Origin of the sequence: Rhodanobacter sp. Soil772 (assembly GCF_001428385.1) — a bacterium.
GTDB lineage: Bacteria > Pseudomonadota > Gammaproteobacteria > Xanthomonadales > Rhodanobacteraceae > Rhodanobacter.
In genome coordinates this window covers 979,976-997,201 of record NZ_LMSK01000002.1, presented here as the reverse complement: position 1 = coordinate 997,201, position 17,226 = coordinate 979,976, and the positions used below count along the sequence as shown (strand labels likewise).

Here is a 17,226-nt window from a genome sequence, read left to right as displayed (position 1 = left end):
CCGCCTCAATCCTGTTTGGATTTGTCTTCCGGGTAGTCATGTGCGGAGAAGATTTCTACCCGCGCGCCTGCTTCGACGAACACCTTGATGAAAGCCGATAGATCAGCTTCTTCAGTCCGAACTGTTATTCGATTGCCGTCTCTGTCGATGCTATGGTCCAACGCAAACTGTTCGAGATCAGTGGGTGATAGCGAATAAGCCCTATTGGCACGAAGCAACGAAAGCATATCGTCCGAGAATCGCTGATCCTCTGGCGCTGACCTCGAAATATCGTAGGCCTCGTCCTTAGCCGCCTGCTCGACAATTTTGTCAATGAACGTGTTGACATTATCGGCGTCGCGCTCCTGTTTGAACGTGCCTATCAACACCAAGTTCATTGAGTGCTCTGATCCATATGCGTTCCAAATTTTCAATGTACACCTCGACTCATCTCGCCTAGCTGATGTATTGCTGCCAACAGGCCTTCGGCTCCTATGTTGACTCCATCCGTCGCATAAGAATTAACCTTGACGACCCCTGATGCAGTTACGTGCACATAGGACCTCAGCGCCTTCTCTAACGGAAGCGGATCGCATGTCATTAGGCCCCCCGACGATTCCTCGCTTATGGCAAGGCGCACGCGTCCATTATATCCAGCAACCCAATGCGACATTTTTCGGCCTACTGCGTCACTGGCCGCGCCTACGCTGGAGGTGGCACGTTGCGGAAGTAGAAGAATTTCTGACGCATCGATCTCATGAGCAAGTTCCGACAATTCGTCGAGTTCGTCAACGGTCTGATCATTGATTACTATGTTGATGCCAAGTTGTGCTTGTGCTCTGGCGTCACGAAGTCGAGCAAGCAGGCTTGCGTAGGGCCTGCCGCGATTATTTTCGTAAGTCTCTCTCACGCCATCGACGCTAACTCGGATGAAATGCACGTTCCCATTGAGCTTGTCCAGCAATGGTGCGCGCAGTCGGTGGCCGTGCGTCGTGAGAGTCACAGCCAACTTAGTCTTCTTCGCCGCATGACTGCAGATTTCTGCGAACTGCGCATGCAGAGTCGGCTCTCCTCCGCCGAATCCAACCCCTAGAGATCCAGCCTGGTCAATCTCAATCAGCCAGTCGGCGATCGCGTCCGCGCTCAACATCGCACGGTGCTTCGGGGCATAACAGTAAGCACAGTGAAGATCGCAAAGATTGGTGAGCGCTAGTGAGACTTGGCGAGGTGCTGAGCTCCACTTCGACTCTTCGACTTGCACTTCATTGAACAAGACGTTCAGACCTGTTCTTCGGTCAAAGATATGTAGTCCGTCAGGACCGAGTCGTGTCTTCATGCCTCACAACTCCAAGGAAAGGCGATGCAAATTGGGGCGGCGCTCCCGCAGATGGAACATCACCACGCCCAGAGTTAGCCGTCCCGATTGAAGAGAGGCTTCTACGAGAATACAGACACTCTGGGTTCGGCGCCGCACTAGCGTGACTTGGGGTGTGATCGAGGCTATGCGAATCTGCCGGATGCGCTCCATCGCAAGTTTCCAACCGCGAGCCAGAGTCTGACATGGCAGTTCGCCTTCCTCTTCACAGCTGGCGTGCGCCTGCCCACACCGCCGGCGGCTGTACGCCTGTCCAGCAGGTGCTTCAGAGAACGGTCAGCCCACCCGATCGCCTGCAACTTTAGCAAGCATGGTTTCGCTGGCGTTGTATCCAACGTCGGCTAAGGGTCGGTCAGCGACGGTCGGGCAATCTCCACCAACGAGTGCGCAACCTAAATCAACGGTCGCTGACCGGCCAGAACCGGTCCTCTACGAGTGACTGGTTTGCGGCTGCGTGGAAGTTTCGCACCAGTGTTGGCCAAGTACGCCCAAGCCGGAAGCTGTGGAGAGGATTGCGAGTGCACTTGGCGTCGACATTGCCGACCTACTCGCGAGCTACTAGCCGCGTCTCAAGCCCTATCAGTCGGTATATTGTAGGGCGCTGCCACCATGTACGTGCCCGGCGGCGCACGCTTAGCATCAAACAACCCATGACCAAGCTTCTTCAAACCATTTCAGATGACGACAAGTTCCGCCAGAACGTTTCCAAATACTTGCTGGAACTCATTGCGCAGCTGAAGAAGTTTGACTTCTTCAAGGCTGCTCAGAGCAAGAAGAGACTTTCGGCGCTTGAGAGCGGTCAGTTCTTTGCCGACTGCATCGGCGCGATGGAGCAGATTTTCGCACACCACATCCAGGCGTATTCAGCGATGCGGTGGATGTACTACCTCCGCAGGACGCCGAACTCCGTCTTCTCGGGAGATCTTCACTCGACGGTGGCCAACAACCGGGCACTCGCGGAGATCTACGCTCAACGCAGCAAACGGGTCGAAGAGGCTAGGTGGGGGCAGGCAGGATTCGAATTCCGTCTAGACGACGGTACGTTAAGACATGTCGCGCGATTTGTGGCGTTCGTCTTCATCATGAACAACTTGCAGGTCGACTTTCGGTTCGCCAGCAAGGGGGGTGAGTACACATTCGGTGCCGAAAGCGCTCCCAAGTCGTCTTCCTGGGGCACCAAGGCTGCTCCCTTGTTGACCTTCAAGGCCAAGTCGCCCGCCGTCGCAACCTCGCTGCCTCGGCTTGTCGACAGCGACGAGATTGTGCTGGCCGCCCGCATTTACGACCAACGCCACAACGTGCGAAGCACCTTCCTGGGCCATGCCTTGACGCGCGCCGGACTGGCCGACACGACTGACGCCAAGAATAAGCCGCCCGAGTACATGACGCTTCGCGAGGCCATCTGGAGCCTCACCGAGGAAACGCTTTTCTCGCCGCAGAAACTGCTGGAGGGGCATCCGCAGGCGGACTTGGTCGAAGAGGGTATGAAGGCCCTCGTCCGCTTCGGCCCAACTGGGATTGAACTCGACGCTCTATTCGATCTGTATCGACAGCCCGCGATGGCGGCGATCAACATCGACGATGGTGCTGTACTCCACCTGATAACGCTCTTGCTCGGTGGACGCCTACTCGAGATTCGTCGCTTCGCAGCTCTGAGGGTCATGGAGCTGGGGTACTTCGTCGTTGCGCTTGACGAATGGGATGGCTTAGCGGGCGAAGAATACGCCTCCGTCTGCGACCGGATCCGCTCGGCATTGCCTCAGCTGAATGCACCGGCCACCTTCGAGCTCTTTTCGGCTGCCTGCCATGCCTACCTTGGATCTGCCTGGCCGATCGTTCACGGCAACCCTGTGCGAACAACGCCCAACTATGTGTGCATCGACATGTGGGCTGCGTCGATGGGATTCATCGCTGCGTTTCAATTCCCCAAGGTGCAAGGGCAGGTTGCCAATGAGCGCGCGACTTGGTTCGAGGATGTCGTGCAGGAGCTGATTGATAGCACGTCGTCGGCCGCGCCGAAAATCCGCTCACTGAGACAAAAGCCTCTCACCTTGGGTGGGAAGGCGCTGACAGACATTGATGCCATCGGTACACGAGGCAGAGACCTGCTGATCGTGTCATGCAAGAGCATCCCGTACACAATGGACTACGACCGCGGCGTCTACAACGCGATCCGAAACACAGAGACCACTGTCGTAAACGCGGTTGCTCACTGGAAGGGCATCGTCAAGACGCTGGATGCCACTCGTGTCGGCGATAACTACAACTTGTCCGGCTTCGATCGAATCATCGGCGTGGTGTGTACGCCTTTCGCGGTCTACACGAAGTCGGCGGAGGCGCTGTCTAGTACTACCGGTAACCTGCGTTGGGCGAGCTCGCTCGACGAGTTGGCACACTTTCTCCGCACGGACACCGAACAGACTGATGAATAGGTCACGCGTAAAGCGGTCATATCCATTCATCTAGGGCAGGCTTGTCTACTCGACCGGGGGCAGTCCAATCGCGGCGAAGGAGACGTCCGCTCAGGTATCGACATTGCCTGCGTCGAATCACTGCTGACCGGGAGGTCCACTTTCAGGTGGCCAAACACGGTACAGCGTGTGGCTGCTTAGGGTCGGTTTTCGCCGGTCGGCGTGGATCTGCAGCTGATCGTACTGGCCGGCGGGCTGATCATCATCGATCGGTCGTCTGACGTATTCGATCCGGTTCATGCATGTCAGCGGCATGAGCCCGCGGCATGCATGGGAGTCGATTCGTTTGACGCCAGACGTCGATGACGTGGCGCAGAGCGGTTCAGGCCGGCATCTTGCGGAACGCGATGGAGAAGCGGTTCCAACCATTGATCGCGACCACCAGCAAGGTCAGATCGGTCATCTCTTCCGGCGTGAATTCGGGCTGCACCAATTCCCACACCTCGTCGGGAACGTGCGTGGTGCTCACAAGGGTGACCGCTTCGGTCCACGCCAGTGCGGCGCGTTCGCGCGTGCTGAAGAACGGCGTCTCGCGCCAGGCACTCAGAGTGGCCAGCCGCCGCTCATCTTCGCCGGCCTTGCGTGCGTCAGCAGAATGCATGTCCATGCAGTAAGCACAGCCGTTGATCTGCGAGGCACGCAGGCGCACCAGTTCGATCAGCGGTTTTTCCAGTGAGCTTTTGCCGATGCGCTGCTCCAGGCCGACCATTGCCTTGATCGCTTCGGGGCTGGACTTGTAAAAATCGAGACGCTGGTTCATGGCTGCTCCACTAGTGGTTTGGGATGGCTGCAGACGGTAACAGGGGTTTATGTCGCGCGGCTTGAACGTTTTCGGCAATCCTTGTCCGTTTCGCGCGATCGCGCGATATCGCCGCGGGAAAACGGGCGTAAGGATCAATGCTGCGCAAGAACGAACAATCCGCGCACGGCGGCCATCGCTATCGTTTTGCCGTCACTGGCCAGAGATCGTCACGATGACTGCGATGCATTCCATCAAGCCCATCGCCAGGCCGTCCCTGCGTTCCATGCTTGCGGCGGCTTACCTCGCCGATCCGTCCGATCGACTGATCGCGCCAGTCGGCGCGGACACCTACAGCACGTTGTTCAGCCTGATCCCCGTGGCGCTGGCAGTGCTTCGCGAGGCAGTGGAAATCGAACCCGATCCGGCGGAGGTCATGCATTGGTACCGCGCAACCCGGATCGCCGAACTCGGTCACCTTACCGCGGCCGAACTCGTTGCGCTGGGGCGGGCGGAAGCGGTCATCGCTTTCCTGCGATCGATCCGGAACGATCGGTGCGAGTGAGCATTCGCAAATTGCAGATACGCCGTCAGACGCCATCCTTAAATTTCTTCCATCAAGGAATCCTCATGCGCAAACCGCCAGTGAAGTTCATCGATATTGCCCGGGAGATCACGCGTGTCACTTCGATGCGCGAACAGCTCATACTGAATGCCTTCGATGCGTTGGAGTTCCGCCATGCAACGCTGGCGCAGACTCTGCTGGAGTGCATCGGAAACCGCCAGCGCGCGGCTCACTGGATGTGCACGCATCAGCGTGCATTCGGCGATCGCAGCGCGTATGAGGTGCTGGCCGACGGCGACGAGGACAGCGTATGGGACGAAATTCCCGGGTATTCGGTCGGTGACAAATCGGGTCGCACCACCAGCTGCGTATGAGCTACTGACGTATGAGCGCGATGGCCGTGTCGGAAAATGGATGTCCAAACGCCATCTGTTGGTGACATCCAAGCAGCCCTCGAAAAATTACCCGAAGGAGGGCATCGAACCACTTGCGACGTGCCTACGATCATTGCCGACGCTCGCCACACAGCGAGTTACAGGTCAGGGATCTGGAGGCGGCAGACATGCAGCAGCAAGGCGCTTTCGGCGAGCGGCTCGGGCGCTCGTTCCATCTGGGCGACCCACCCACACTTCTCGCCTGCACGCCCGGCGGGTCCCCCTTGGCGGCGACCGAAATCCGCTTCGACGAGTCGGGATGCGGCCTGACCGCGCCACTCGGCAACGATGAGGCCTATCTGATCGGCCTGCAACTCCGCGGGCTGCGTCGTCACGAACTGTGGCTGGACGGAACGCCGGTACGCGTGTGTTCGGTCAACAAGGGCGACAGCTGCATCTACGACCTCAAACGCGATCCGATCAGCTATTTCGACGAGCCGTTTCATTCGTTGAATTTCTACGTGCCGCGCCAGGCACTGGCTGAACTGGCCGACGAATTGGGCCAGCCGTCAGCAGACGAACTGGCGCATGAGCCAGGGAATTTCGTCGACGACCCGGTGATCAGCAGCCTTGGCCAAGGACTGTTGCCCGTGCTGCATGGGGAACAGCGCGCCAACCAGTTGTTTACCGATCACGTGCTGCTGGCACTGCGCTGTCACCTTGTTTCTACTTACGGTTGCGCGCGTACTGCAGCCTGTTTCGCTCGCGGCGGGCTTGCGCCGTGGCAGCAACGCAAGGCAACCGAGCTGATTCGCGAGCACGTGGTGGAAGGCATCGCACTGGCAGAGTTGGCTTGTGCGTGCCGGCTCTCCTCCAGCGCCTTCGTGAGGGCGTTCAAGAAGAGCCTGGGCGTGCCGCCACACCAGTGGCTGTTGCTGCGCCGGGTGGACCACGCTATCGAACTCATGCGCGATCGAGAGATCCAGCTCGCCGACGTGGCGTTGTCGGCGGGCTTCGCCGATCAGAGCCATTTTACGCGGATTTTTGCCCGCAAGATGGGCGTAAGCCCGGGCGCGTGGCGCAGTGCGATCTGTCCTTGATGGGATGCCCGTCATCCGGTATATCCCGCATCGAAGGCATCAAGAGTCGATGAAGCCGCGGCGGATGGCAATGGTGACGGCGTGGGTACGATCCTCGGCGTCGAGCTTGGCCATAAGGCTTTTCATGCGTGCCTTGACCGTATCCTCCGACACGAACAAGGCCTCGCCGATCGCGCGATTGCTCTTGCCCTCGGCGACCAGCCGCAGCACGCTCAGCTCGCGAAGGGTCAGGCCCTCGCTGCCGCGGTAGGCGTCGATGTCGATCGCCACCTCCGCAGCGACCACATGCCGGCCATGCATGGCCGCACGGACAGTGCGAAGGATCTCCTCCCGACACGCAGTCTTGAGCAGGTAGGAGGTTGCGCCGAGCGTCATCGCCTGGGTGACGCGGGCGTCGCCTGGATAGGTGGTCAGCACCACGATGCTGGCGCTGGGAAATTCATGGCGGATCGCGGTGATCGCCTGCAAGCCGTCCACACGCGGCATCTGCAGGTCGAGCAGGGTGACGTCGGGGAGTAGCTGACGGAACTGCTCGATCGCCTCGGCGCCGTCGGCGGCTTCGCCGACGACCTTGAGGTCGTCCTCTTGGTCGATCGCCGCGCGCAATCCGTCACGCATCACCGGGTGGTCGTCGACAATCAGGACCCGGATCTTCTCCTCGATACTGTTCAAGGCGGCTTGTCCGAAGGAAAGTGGATGGTCCACCGGATACGGGTGGTCTCGCCGGCGTCGGAACGTCGTCGGTGAAACGCAATATCCTCGCTGGACGTACTGCCGTTCAATACCCGAACGGGTAACCAGCCTGCGGTATGCCACGCTTTAGCTGCGCCCTGCGGGGTGCGGATTCCATGGGGCAGGCGGTCAAGCTTACCGATGCGCCACATGCTGCCCTTGAACAAATAACGCATGGATTGAACAAAACGATCGACATCGCCAAAGGCACTGGCACCAAGGCCAGTCAGGCGATAATGCTGGCGTGGTGTGGGCAGATCGTCCACCTCGTGCACGCTTCCTTCTCCAGATGGGGCACTGGTCCGTTCGTCATGCTTCGGGGGCTCGAATATGCCTGGCAGGCGTCTGCTAAGCGGCCTTTGCAGGATCATCGCTGGCGTGATCGCATACACGATCATGCTGATGCTGCTTGTCCACGCCGCCTCCGCTGCAACACCGGATCAGTCGTTCGCGGCACCGCCATTCGCGCAGTTCGTCCATCGCACCTACACCTCCCGTGACGGCGCGCCCAACCCGGTCATCACCCTGGCGCAGACCCGCGACGGCTTCCTGTGGCTGGGCACGCCAACCGGCCTGGTGCGCTTCGACGGTGCCGCATTCGACGCCTCCGTCGGCGAACAGCTGCCCAGCCCGAACATCTACACGCTGTTTGCCGACGACGACGTCCTGTGGATCGGCTACGCCTTCGGCGGCATCAGCAGCCTGCACCACGGGCAGCTCGTCAACTACGACATGAAGGGTTTGCCTGGTGGCAGCATCCATGGCATAGCACGGCGTCCCGACGGCGTGCTATGGGCGGCCGCCACCAAAGGGTTGATGCGACTGGTGGATGGCCGCTGGCAGGCGCTTGGTGACGATGCCGGCTTTCCCGGACATCACCTGGTATGGATGCAGCAGGTGCGCGGCACGCTGTGGGTCATGGACGTGGACGGTGCTTACGCCCTCGACCCGGACGCCAGTCGTTTCCGGCCGGTCGACAAGGACGAGGCGCGCCGCGCCCGTGCGCAAGTACCGTCGGGCGGTACGTGGCAGCCAGCACATAACGCCCTGGATTACCTTTTCCTGCTAACCGATTCGGCGGGTGGACTGTGGACGCCTACGGACACCGGGATCGAACGCGATGTCTGGTCGGCTGACCAGCAGTTGCCGCAGGTGGACAGAATGACGCCGCGCGATGGACTCAGTGGCGAAAATGTGTCGGCCATGTTGCAGGACGCAGAAGGCAACGTATGGCTCGGTACCAACGGCGGGCTGGATCAGTTTCGCATCGGCAAGTTCGCGCCAGTGCCGCTGTCCAGGGATGTCATGTTTCCGGCGTTCGTCACGGACGGGGACGGTGGTCTGTGGGTGGGCGGTCCGAACCAGGGGCCGGTGCACATCGGTCGCAACGTCACGCCGATGCCGAGCATGGGGACCGAGGTGTGGTGCGTGGCGCGTGACCGCCAAGGTGGCGTGTGGATGGCCGGCGCGGCCGGGCTGAAACGCTGGATCGATGGCCGGGTGACGACGCTGGCGCTGCCTGATGAACTGGTCAAGGCCAACGATCCGGACACGATCGGCGGCCTGTTCCAGGCGATCGCGATGGATGCTGACGGCGGCCTGTGGCTGTCGGTAGCGAAATACGATCTGTACCGGTTCAAGGATGGTGTCTGGACACGCCATGGCGGTCGCAACGACTTGCCGCCGGGGCCGGCGATCCGGCTGCTGGCTGCTGGCGACGGCCGGCTATGGCTTTCCTATCCGGACAACCAGGTCGTGGTGATCGAGCACGATGTGGCAAAACACTACACCGCCGCCGATGGGCTGGCGGTCGGCAACGTGCAGGCCATCGACGTGCACGGTGCGCACGTCTGGGTAGCGGGGGACCTGGGCGTGGCTCATCTCGAACATGGCCGCTTCGTTGCGCTGGTCGGAGCAGGTGGCCACGTGTTCCGCGCCACCACCGGCATCGTCGAGACCGCGACAGGCGAACTGTGGCTGGACAGTACCGCCGGCGTCTACCGCATCGCAGCCGACGAGGTACAGCGTGCGCGTGCCGATCCGATGCATGCGGTGGCGTTCGAACTGTTCGATGCGCAGGATGGATTGCAAGGTGCGTCCCTGCAGCTTCGGCCAGGACCCACCCTGCAGCAGGGACCCGACGGTCGCCTGTGGGTGGCCCGTTTCAAAGGCATCTCGTGGATCGACCCTCTACACGTGCGGCGCAACCGCATCGCGCCGATGGTATCGATACAGTCACTGCACGTGGCCGACGCGACTTATCCGTTGACGGCGGGACTGTTGCTGCCGAAGCTGACCCGCAACCTGAGCTTCGACTACACCGCGCCGTCGCTCTCGCAACCACAACGTGTGCATTTCCGCTACGAGCTGGAGGGTGTCGACAGTGGCTGGCAGGACGCGGGCACGCGGCGGCAGGCGTTCTATACCAACCTCGGTCCCGGCAACTACCGCTTCCGCGTACGTGCCGCGAACGAGGACGGCGTGTGGAGCACGCAAGACGCAACCTTCGATTTCCGCATCGCGCCGGCGTTCTACCAGACCTGGTGGTTCGGCGTGCTGTGCGGTTGCCTGGCGCTGGCTGCGCTGTGGCTACTGTACCTGTTGCGCCTGCGCCAGCTGGCGGCGCGCGAGCGCATTCGCAACACCGAGCGCGAGCGCATCGCGCGCGACCTGCACGACACCTTGCTGCAAGGCATCCAGGGCCTGCAATTGCGGCTGCAGACCTGGGCGGCGGACAAATCGCTGGAGTCACGGCGGCGCGACGAGATGGATCAGGTTGCGATGCGCACGCGCGACATGCTGATCGACGGTCGCGACCGCATCATTGCCTTGCGCCGCACCGGCACATCGCGCATTGCTCTGGTCGCGGCGTTGCGCGCGATCGGCGAAGACTACGCCTCGATGTATCCGGTGCGCTTCGCCCTGCACGAGCAGGGCGAGCCGCGCCTGCTGCAGCCGGAGGTTGCCGCCGAAGCGCTCGACATCTTGCGCGAAGGCCTGCGCAACGCCTTCGTCCACGCCGCCGCCAGCAACATCGAGCTGGCCGTCGCATGGCAGGCCGACGGGTTGCACCTGCGCGTGGGCGATGATGGCCGCGGCATCGACGAGGCCGTCATGTGTGCCGGTGAGCGCCCCGGACACTGGGGCCTGGTCGGCATGCGCGAGCGCGCCGCACGAATTGGCGCACAGTTCAACCTGCATCGTCGTGAAGGCGGCGGTACGGAACTATCGCTGCGGCTGCCGGCGCGCGGCACATTCGCCGCTGTCCGCATGCGCCTGTGGCGACAGTTGCGACGAACAGGGGAAGTGCAAGCCGATTGACAGCTACGCTGCAAGCAACGGACGCAGGCGGGCGAGCACTTCCTCGCCGGAGAACGCATCGGCGAAATGTGCTAGGCAGTTTCCATCCGCATCGAGCAGGTAGGCGATGGCCGTGTGCGGTACGCGGTAACCCACTGAATCGTCGGGATCGCTGGCGCGTCTGGCAAACACGCGAAACGCGACCTTGGCCCGTTCGATCTGCTCCACGCTGCCGGTTAGGCCGATGAAACGCGGGTGCGGCGCAAGAAAGTCGCGCATGACTTGTGGAGAATCGCGTGCGGGGTCAACGCTGATATACAGGCCGCGAACCGGTGTGCCCTCGGCAGCTAGCTGGTCGAGCACGACACCGTAGCGGGCCAGTGCCCGCGGACAGACCACGCGGCAATGGGTGAAGCCGAACAGCACCAGCGAACACTGGTCACGCCAGTCATGGCTGGATACCGGTTGACCGAAGTGGTCGATCAGTTCGATCTCGCCACCTGACAACAATGATTGCTTGCTGGTCGTTGCGGCGGTCATGCCGGCGGTCCGTCGATGCAATCGTTCGCGAAAATCAGGCGCATGGGCTGGATACGGCTACCCGACCAGCGGAGTTCGAGCCCGGCATCGGTACGCCGCAACTGCACCGGCCCACTGATGCTCAACTTGACGGCATCGCCATACGCCACGATCTGTGAATCGAACAATAGCGTCCAGCGTCCGCGGCCATCGATGCGACCAAGCACCACCCAGGCTTCCGACACCGGGTGATCGGCACGCACCTGCAGGGTGAACAATAGCGAGTGGCTGGCCGGTTCGAACCGCGCCTGCAGTATGTCGATACCGCCACCGACTTCGATGATGGCAGGTTCCTTGAAATGGGTCCGCACCCACGGTCCGCGATAGATGCCTTGCAAGCCGTCGCGTACGTTGAGCCGCGCATAGCCGAGCAGCACGTTGCCGGTCATCGGTTCGACCAGGGTGCGGTGTCCTGCAGCGTCTACGGCGACGTCGTTGCGCGGGTAGTAGAGGCCGCCATCGCGCCATCGCGGTGCCATGTGGCGGTCGGCGTGATGCAGCAGGCCGCGTAGGGTTTCCTCGTCGCCCATCTCCGACGCCCATGCCGCGATCCAGCCGAAGTCGGAGTCGTCGTTCAGAACGACGTGCCCGTTAATCGGTGGGCGAGGTGCCGACTTTACCGACAACGTGCCATCCGGTTCTTGCAACAGCAGGTCGGCGAGTTGCTGCGGGTAATGCGCGCGCACGAAGTCGCCATTCCACATGTTCATCAGTGCGCCACACCAGGCATCGACCCACGGCGCCTGCGCAAGATTGGGACGGACGGTACGCGTGTCCTCCGACAGCATCACGTGGTAGTGGCCGTTGTCGCCGAGCCGGCCGAATTGCGTCCACGCCTGCTCATACCCGCGCGTCACTTCTTCGGCGAGATTGCCGCCGGTGAGCAGGTCGTTCATGCGGAAGCCGAGGATCGCCGGCTGGTTGCAGATCTGGAAGATGCAGTTCGGTTCGCACGCCACGCCAAGGTAGCCGCTCTCGACCATCTTCCAGTACAGGTGTTCGTTGAGCGAATTTTGGTCATAGTGGAAGCGGTGGCCGTCGCCGCCCCAGAAGTACGACCAGTGTTCGAAGGTGATGGCATCTGGTTGTGCGTAGCGGTCGTCGTCAAACAACACGTTGTACAGCAGGGTCAGCGATTGAACGTAGGCGCTGTACATGATGTTGTCACGCACCACCGGATCCCACTCTTCGATGTACTGATCCTTCAGATGCGCGTTGAAAATGCTGCCGCCGCGGCTGACATCGCGCCAGTACAACCAAGTTTCCGGCAGCAGTAGTTTCGCGATGAGCCGCTCGAAGATCGGCTTGAAGGCACCGGGTGCTGCGGGTAGGCGATGCACGTGGGTGATCGCCAGCGCATAGGCCATGTAGGCCAGCTGGAAACGGTAGGCGCCGAAATCGTCCTGGCCCGTGCCTATGCCCTTCATCAGGGACCAATCGTTCGCTGGCTGCAGCGACAGGTTCTCGAAGTGACGCAAATGACCCACCTGCTGTGTGGTCAACGCGTCGAGCGGGGCGCTATGGTTCATGACGTTGCCCCACTTAATGCTTCATTTCCAGCACAGCCTTGATGGTTTTGCCGGAAAGCTGGTCAGATACCGCCTGACCTATGTCCTGGAACGGGTAGAACGTGATCAGGCGATCGAACGGAAAGCGACCCTGCAGGTACAAGTCGATCAATTGTGGAATGAAGACTTCCGAGATCGCATTGCCTTCTACATAGCCCCGCGCGGATTGCCCGGCCAGCAGGAAAGTGAACCAGGGCAACTCCAACGCCTTGCCCGCCACTGACGGCACCGCAACCAGTGCCACCTGTCCCAGTATCGCGAGCCCATTGATGGCCGCGCCGATCAGTGCGTTCACGCCGGCGGCATCGACGATGGCGTCCACGCCGCGCGGTGCGATCGCACGAATCGCCTCGCCAAGATTGTCAACCTGACGAGTGTTGATGACGTGGGTGGCGCCCAGTTCGCGCGCGGTCTCGAGGCGCGAGTCCACCTGATCAATCGCGATCAGGGTGGCACAACCGCAGACCTGCGCTGCCATGATCGCGGCCAGCCCTACCGGGCCCATGCCGAGCACCGCGAGCGACGAGCCGGCTCGCGGCCGGATGCCGTTCATGACCGTACCAGCGCCGGTCTGGATACCGCAGCCCAGCGGGCCGAGCAGTTTGAGCGGGACATCCTTGCGAACCTTGATCGTGCTGCGCTCGTTGGCCAGGGCGTGCTGCGCGAACGAGGACTGGCCAAAATACTTCAAGTACGCTGCATTCCCTTTCTCGCGGGTTGCGCGCGAACCGTGTGGATCCGTCTGGAAGTTGAGGTCAGTGAAATGGTCACAGTACATCTGCTGGCCACTAAGGCAGTGCGCACAGGTGCCATCAAAGGCGGGCGCCAGCACTACATGATCGCCCGGCACGACCTTGGTCACGCTGCGTCCCACCTGCTCTACGATGCCGGCGCCTTCGTGACCAAACACGTTGGGAAATGGTGCGTTCACCAGGCCTTCCTTGCTGGCCAGGTCGGTGTGGCACAGCCCGACGCCGACAATGCGCACCAGGACCTCGTCGTCGGCAGGCTCGGGTAGGTGGATATGCTCCAGCTGAAAAGGTTGCTTCACTGATTCGACGACGGCGGCCAGGGTTTTCATGGGTGATGTACCTGTGTGGAAGTTTCTGGAAAAGTGCTCAAGCAGCAGCAAGCACGATCAGCACGGCCCCGGCGATTGCCAGGGCATCTTCGAGGAGGGCTGCAGGAACATCGTTGTGGAATGCTTTGGCCAACGCGCGCCGCGTTCGATGGCCACCCCAAGTGCCGATGGCAGCGCCGGTGGCGCCGACGACCAACCCGGTCCAGAGCAGGCCATGGGCAGCAGTGAGCGTTGCACCAGCGCATGCACCGGTGACCAGCCGCGTGCCAAATTGCATCGGGATCATCCGGCTGGGCGTCTTGGGCAACTTGTCGTTGACCAGTTCACCCAGCGCGCAGAGGGCCAGGATCCACGGCGTGAGCGCGTAACCCATGAAGGCCAACGGGGTGCCCTGCAGCGGCAACCAGCCCATCCGCGCGGTACAGCTCAACACCGCTAGCGGCGTCATTGCGCGGAGGCCGGCGATCATGCCGATCATCAGCGCCCAAACATGAATCAACATGGGAACAGTCCTTGCGTGGGGACGGAGCAGGGCAGTGAAGTCGATCAGCCGTGAAGTTTGGTGGCCGTGCGCGCCACCAGTTCGCCTTGGTGCCGTGCACCTTCCAGCTCGACGGCGCTCGGTTGGCGTGAACCGTCACCGCCGGCGATCGTGGTGGCACCGTAAGGCGCGCCGCCCACGATTTCGTCCAGCGTCATCTGACCCTGGTGGCTGTACGGCAGGCCGACGATAGTCATGCCGAAATGCATCAGGTTGGCGATGATTGAGAACAGGGTCATCTCCTGACCGCCGTGCTGGGTGGCCGACGAGGAGAAGGCCGCCCCGACCTTGCCATTCAGCGCGCCACGAGCCCACAGGCCGCCGGCTTGGTCGAGAAAGGTTGCCATCTGCGCGGAGATGCGCCCGAAACGCGTGCCGGTGCCAACGATGATGGCGTCGTAGCTTTCCAGTTCGGCAACGGTCGCTACGGGTGCCATCTGGTCAAGCTTGAAATAGGCCTTTCTGGCGATCTCCTCAGGCACCGTTTCCGGTACGCGACGAATATCTGCCGTGGCGCCACCGCGGTGCACTCCTTCGGCGATGGCTTCTGCCATCTTCTCGATGTGGCCGTAGGTGGAATAGTAGAGAACCAGAACCCTGGCCATGTGACGTCTCCGTTTCGGGCCCATTGATCACGTTGATCCATATGGCGATGCCCGAGGGAGATTCTGGCGATGTCGTGCGGTCGATTCTTGGACATTCGCAGCGGCGCTTGTTCAATCACTGCGTGCGGAAAGCGATTCGGTAGAACGTACAAATCACAGCATGAATACAAAAGATTCCTGCCTGCACCGGGTTTAGATTTTGTACCGAACGACGGCCCGTGCGCGCATCCCTCCGCTGCCAGTCCGGGCGCATCTGGCCATCCATCCGGAAAGGAGCTTCAACATGCGTACAAGATTTCCGCTTCGGCTCATCAGCGTAGCCGTGCTGGCGACGGTGAGCGTCCTCCAGGCTGCTGCCGCACACGAGACCGTCAAGCCGGCCTTCGCTTATGCGATCCCCAATGTCCCGGGCAAGACGGTTACGGCATTGGTGGTGACCTACAAGCCCGGAGGCACCTCGCAGCCGCACCGCCATGGCGGGGCTTTCGTGATTGCCTATGTGCTCACCGGCGCGATTCGCAGTCAGCTCGAAGGAGGCGAGGCGAAGGTCTACCGTGCTGGCGAGAGCTGGACCGAGGCGCCAGGCGCACACCATCTGGTCAGCGACAACGCGAGCAAGACCGAGTCGGCCTCGCTGCTGGCGATCTTCGTTGCCGACGGCAATGACAAAAAGCTGGTGACCTACGACAAGCCCTGATAGTGCGAAAACCCCGTTTTGCAGGAGCGCACCTGGTGCGCGTGTATGGCCCCTCCCCCCTGGCACTCCCCGGCGCGTACCGGGCGCGCTCCTGCACTCTGTATCGCCCTGATGTCGCGCGAACGATCCGGCTTTCGACGCAACGAGCAAGCGAGCCGATCCACCGTGCGGGTGGGATTTGCGCTCATGCGTTGGGCAGCGATTTGGACGTCGCCACCGTTGTGATGACGCCAGCTTCGGCAAGAAAATCGACAATTCGAGGAGAAGTTGACATGAGGGCGAGCCGCATTCATGCCTTTGGGCAGCCAGACATCATCGTCATCGACGAAGTCGCCGTACCCACGCCGGGGGAAGGTGAAGTTCTGGTGAAAGTCCATGCTGCCGGGGTGGGGCCCTGGGACAGCTGGATCCGTACCGGCAATAGCGCGTTGCCACAACCACTTCCGCTGACCCTCGGTTCCGATTTATCCGGTGTCATCACCGAACTCGGCGACGGAGTAACCGACTTCGCGGTAGGTGACGAGATCTATGGCGTAACCAATCCTCAGTTCACCGGTGCGTGTGCCGAGTACGCGGTGGCGTCGGCCGGGATGATTGCCAGGAAGCCTCGCAGCGTCACCCACGTCGAAGCGGCGTCCGTTCCGGTGGTTGCCAACACGGCGTGGCAGATGTTGTTCGAGCATGCGGGGCTGGTCAGTGGCCAGAGCGTATTGATCCTCGGAGGGGCCGGAAACGTAGGCGGGTATGCGGTCCAGTTCGCGCGTCGCAAGGGGCTACGCGTCATCGCCACCGGGTTTGCCGGGCAGCTCGATGAGCTCCGTCGCCTTGGCGCAGATCAGGCGGTTGCCGTTGATGGTGCGCAAGTCGATGACTTTACGGGGTCGGTTGATGCCGTGATCGACACGATCGGCGGCGTGTGGCAGTCACGGTCCATGAAGATGGTGAAGTCGGGAGGCATTCTGGTCTCCGCCGTGAGCCCGCCCGATGTCAACGCCGCTGAAGCGCTCGGCATAAGAACCCTGTTTTTCCTGGTCAAGGTCAACACTTCCGCGCTGGCCGAGATCGCCACGATTATTGACCACGCCGAGCTGAAGCCGCGCGTCGGCTTGGTATTGCCCATGACCGAGTTGATTCGCGCGCACGAGTTCCTGGAGAGGATCCGCAAGCCTCAGCCCCAAGGGAAAATCGTGATCGACGTTCTCGATGCGTAATCCGAAGTCGTTCACCAGGGAGTCTTCGACGCGCACGGCTGAGTGAGGTTCGCAAGCCATGGTGAGCGAACCGCAGTGGCGGACTCTTCTGCAGTCAGCTTGAGCGTTCCAGCAGGTTGCCACGTGCCCTGATCCAGTGGCGCGCTACGAATACTCGGGCGCCCGTGCGGCTATGCGGTGTCACGAAGCATGCGAGACGGCCTCGCCTGTCACGTCGGCAGCTTCAAGTGGACGCACACGAGCATGTTGCGAGCGCTCAGTAGGCGCCTGATGCACTGATCAAATCCGCCAATGCAAAGCCAGTTCATA

17 protein-coding genes are annotated in these 17,226 nt (G+C 61.4%); 7 read left to right on the top strand and 10 right to left on the bottom strand.

Annotation, left to right across the window (positions count from 1 at the left end; all coding sequences use genetic code 11):
• Positions 1–5: 5 nt before the first annotated feature.
• Positions 6–377 (bottom strand): DUF6375 family protein, encoded by a 372-nt coding sequence (locus ASG75_RS10910; protein ID WP_200935668.1) that lies wholly within the window; start codon positions 375–377, stop codon positions 6–8.
• A gap of 32 nt (positions 378–409) precedes the next feature.
• Entirely contained in the window at positions 410–1,315 is a 906-nt protein-coding gene (locus tag ASG75_RS15980) for a radical SAM protein (protein ID WP_082547564.1), read from the bottom strand.
• Positions 1,316–2,004: 689 nt separating this feature from the next.
• Here ASG75_RS15980 and ASG75_RS10900 point away from each other — a divergent pair.
• On the top strand, positions 2,005–3,786 hold the full coding sequence (locus tag ASG75_RS10900; protein WP_056388794.1) for a hypothetical protein: 1,782 nt from the start codon (positions 2,005–2,007) through the stop codon (positions 3,784–3,786).
• 361 nt (positions 3,787–4,147) lie between these two features.
• Here ASG75_RS10900 and ASG75_RS10895 read toward each other — a convergent pair whose 3' ends face one another.
• The gene (locus ASG75_RS10895) at positions 4,148–4,585 is read right to left on the bottom strand and encodes a carboxymuconolactone decarboxylase family protein (protein ID WP_056388790.1); all 438 of its coding nucleotides are present in this window, start codon (positions 4,583–4,585) and stop codon (positions 4,148–4,150) included.
• 223 nt (positions 4,586–4,808) lie between these two features.
• Between ASG75_RS10895 and ASG75_RS10890 the strand changes: the two genes are divergently transcribed.
• From ASG75_RS10890 to ASG75_RS10880, 3 genes are all read left to right on the top strand, one after another.
• Positions 4,809–5,129: a hypothetical protein gene (locus ASG75_RS10890; RefSeq protein WP_235580191.1), complete on the top strand. Its 321-nt coding sequence runs from the start codon at positions 4,809–4,811 to the stop codon at positions 5,127–5,129.
• Positions 5,126–5,503 carry a DUF2384 domain-containing protein gene (locus ASG75_RS10885; protein WP_235580190.1) on the top strand — a complete coding sequence of 126 codons (378 nt, stop codon included), beginning with the start codon at positions 5,126–5,128 and terminating at the stop codon, positions 5,501–5,503. The genes ASG75_RS10890 and ASG75_RS10885 overlap by 4 nt, the downstream gene beginning before the upstream one ends.
• Positions 5,504–5,691: 188 nt before the next feature.
• Positions 5,692–6,603 (top strand): AraC family transcriptional regulator, encoded by a 912-nt coding sequence (locus tag ASG75_RS10880; protein ID WP_056388786.1) that lies wholly within the window; start codon positions 5,692–5,694, stop codon positions 6,601–6,603.
• A gap of 39 nt (positions 6,604–6,642) precedes the next feature.
• Here ASG75_RS10880 and ASG75_RS10875 read toward each other — a convergent pair whose 3' ends face one another.
• The gene (locus ASG75_RS10875) at positions 6,643–7,275 is read right to left on the bottom strand and encodes a response regulator transcription factor (protein WP_056388783.1); all 633 of its coding nucleotides are present in this window, start codon (positions 7,273–7,275) and stop codon (positions 6,643–6,645) included.
• Complete coding sequence (locus ASG75_RS16285; RefSeq protein ID WP_162253104.1) at positions 7,272–7,733, bottom strand: hypothetical protein; 462 nt, start codon at positions 7,731–7,733, stop codon at positions 7,272–7,274. Before ASG75_RS16285 ends, ASG75_RS10875 begins: the two co-directional genes overlap by 4 nt.
• Between ASG75_RS16285 and ASG75_RS10870 the strand changes: the two genes are divergently transcribed.
• Positions 7,714–10,656 (top strand): sensor histidine kinase, encoded by a 2,943-nt coding sequence (locus tag ASG75_RS10870; RefSeq protein WP_056388781.1) that lies wholly within the window; start codon positions 7,714–7,716, stop codon positions 10,654–10,656. The two genes, ASG75_RS16285 and ASG75_RS10870, sit on opposite strands and share 20 nt — an antisense overlap.
• A 3-nt stretch (positions 10,657–10,659) precedes the next feature.
• Here ASG75_RS10870 and ASG75_RS10865 read toward each other — a convergent pair whose 3' ends face one another.
• Genes ASG75_RS10865 through wrbA form a run of 5 tightly spaced genes read right to left on the bottom strand, consistent with a single transcriptional unit; the run spans position 10,660 to position 15,009 of the window.
• The gene (locus ASG75_RS10865) at positions 10,660–11,175 is read right to left on the bottom strand and encodes an SCO family protein (RefSeq protein WP_056388776.1); all 516 of its coding nucleotides are present in this window, start codon (positions 11,173–11,175) and stop codon (positions 10,660–10,662) included.
• The gene (locus ASG75_RS10860) at positions 11,172–12,743 is read right to left on the bottom strand and encodes a hypothetical protein (protein ID WP_056388774.1); all 1,572 of its coding nucleotides are present in this window, start codon (positions 12,741–12,743) and stop codon (positions 11,172–11,174) included. Before ASG75_RS10860 ends, ASG75_RS10865 begins: the two co-directional genes overlap by 4 nt.
• A gap of 13 nt (positions 12,744–12,756) precedes the next feature.
• Positions 12,757–13,863 carry an NAD(P)-dependent alcohol dehydrogenase gene (locus ASG75_RS10855; protein WP_056388772.1) on the bottom strand — a complete coding sequence of 369 codons (1,107 nt, stop codon included), beginning with the start codon at positions 13,861–13,863 and terminating at the stop codon, positions 12,757–12,759.
• A gap of 37 nt (positions 13,864–13,900) precedes the next feature.
• Positions 13,901–14,365, bottom strand: coding sequence for a DUF4126 family protein (locus tag ASG75_RS10850; protein WP_056388770.1), 465 nt, complete (start codon positions 14,363–14,365; stop codon positions 13,901–13,903).
• Positions 14,366–14,409: 44 nt separating this feature from the next.
• On the bottom strand, positions 14,410–15,009 hold the full coding sequence (gene wrbA / locus ASG75_RS10845) for an NAD(P)H:quinone oxidoreductase (protein WP_056388768.1): 600 nt from the start codon (positions 15,007–15,009) through the stop codon (positions 14,410–14,412).
• Positions 15,010–15,292: 283 nt separating this feature from the next.
• Here wrbA and ASG75_RS10840 point away from each other — a divergent pair, with 283 nt between their 5' ends.
• Both ASG75_RS10840 and ASG75_RS10835 read left to right on the top strand, forming a co-directional pair.
• The gene (locus ASG75_RS10840; RefSeq protein WP_082547562.1) at positions 15,293–15,706 is read left to right on the top strand and encodes a cupin domain-containing protein; all 414 of its coding nucleotides are present in this window, start codon (positions 15,293–15,295) and stop codon (positions 15,704–15,706) included.
• 272 nt (positions 15,707–15,978) lie between these two features.
• Entirely contained in the window at positions 15,979–16,917 is a 939-nt protein-coding gene (locus ASG75_RS10835; RefSeq protein WP_056388766.1) for an NADP-dependent oxidoreductase, read from the top strand.
• Positions 16,918–17,226: the final 309 nt, after the last annotated feature.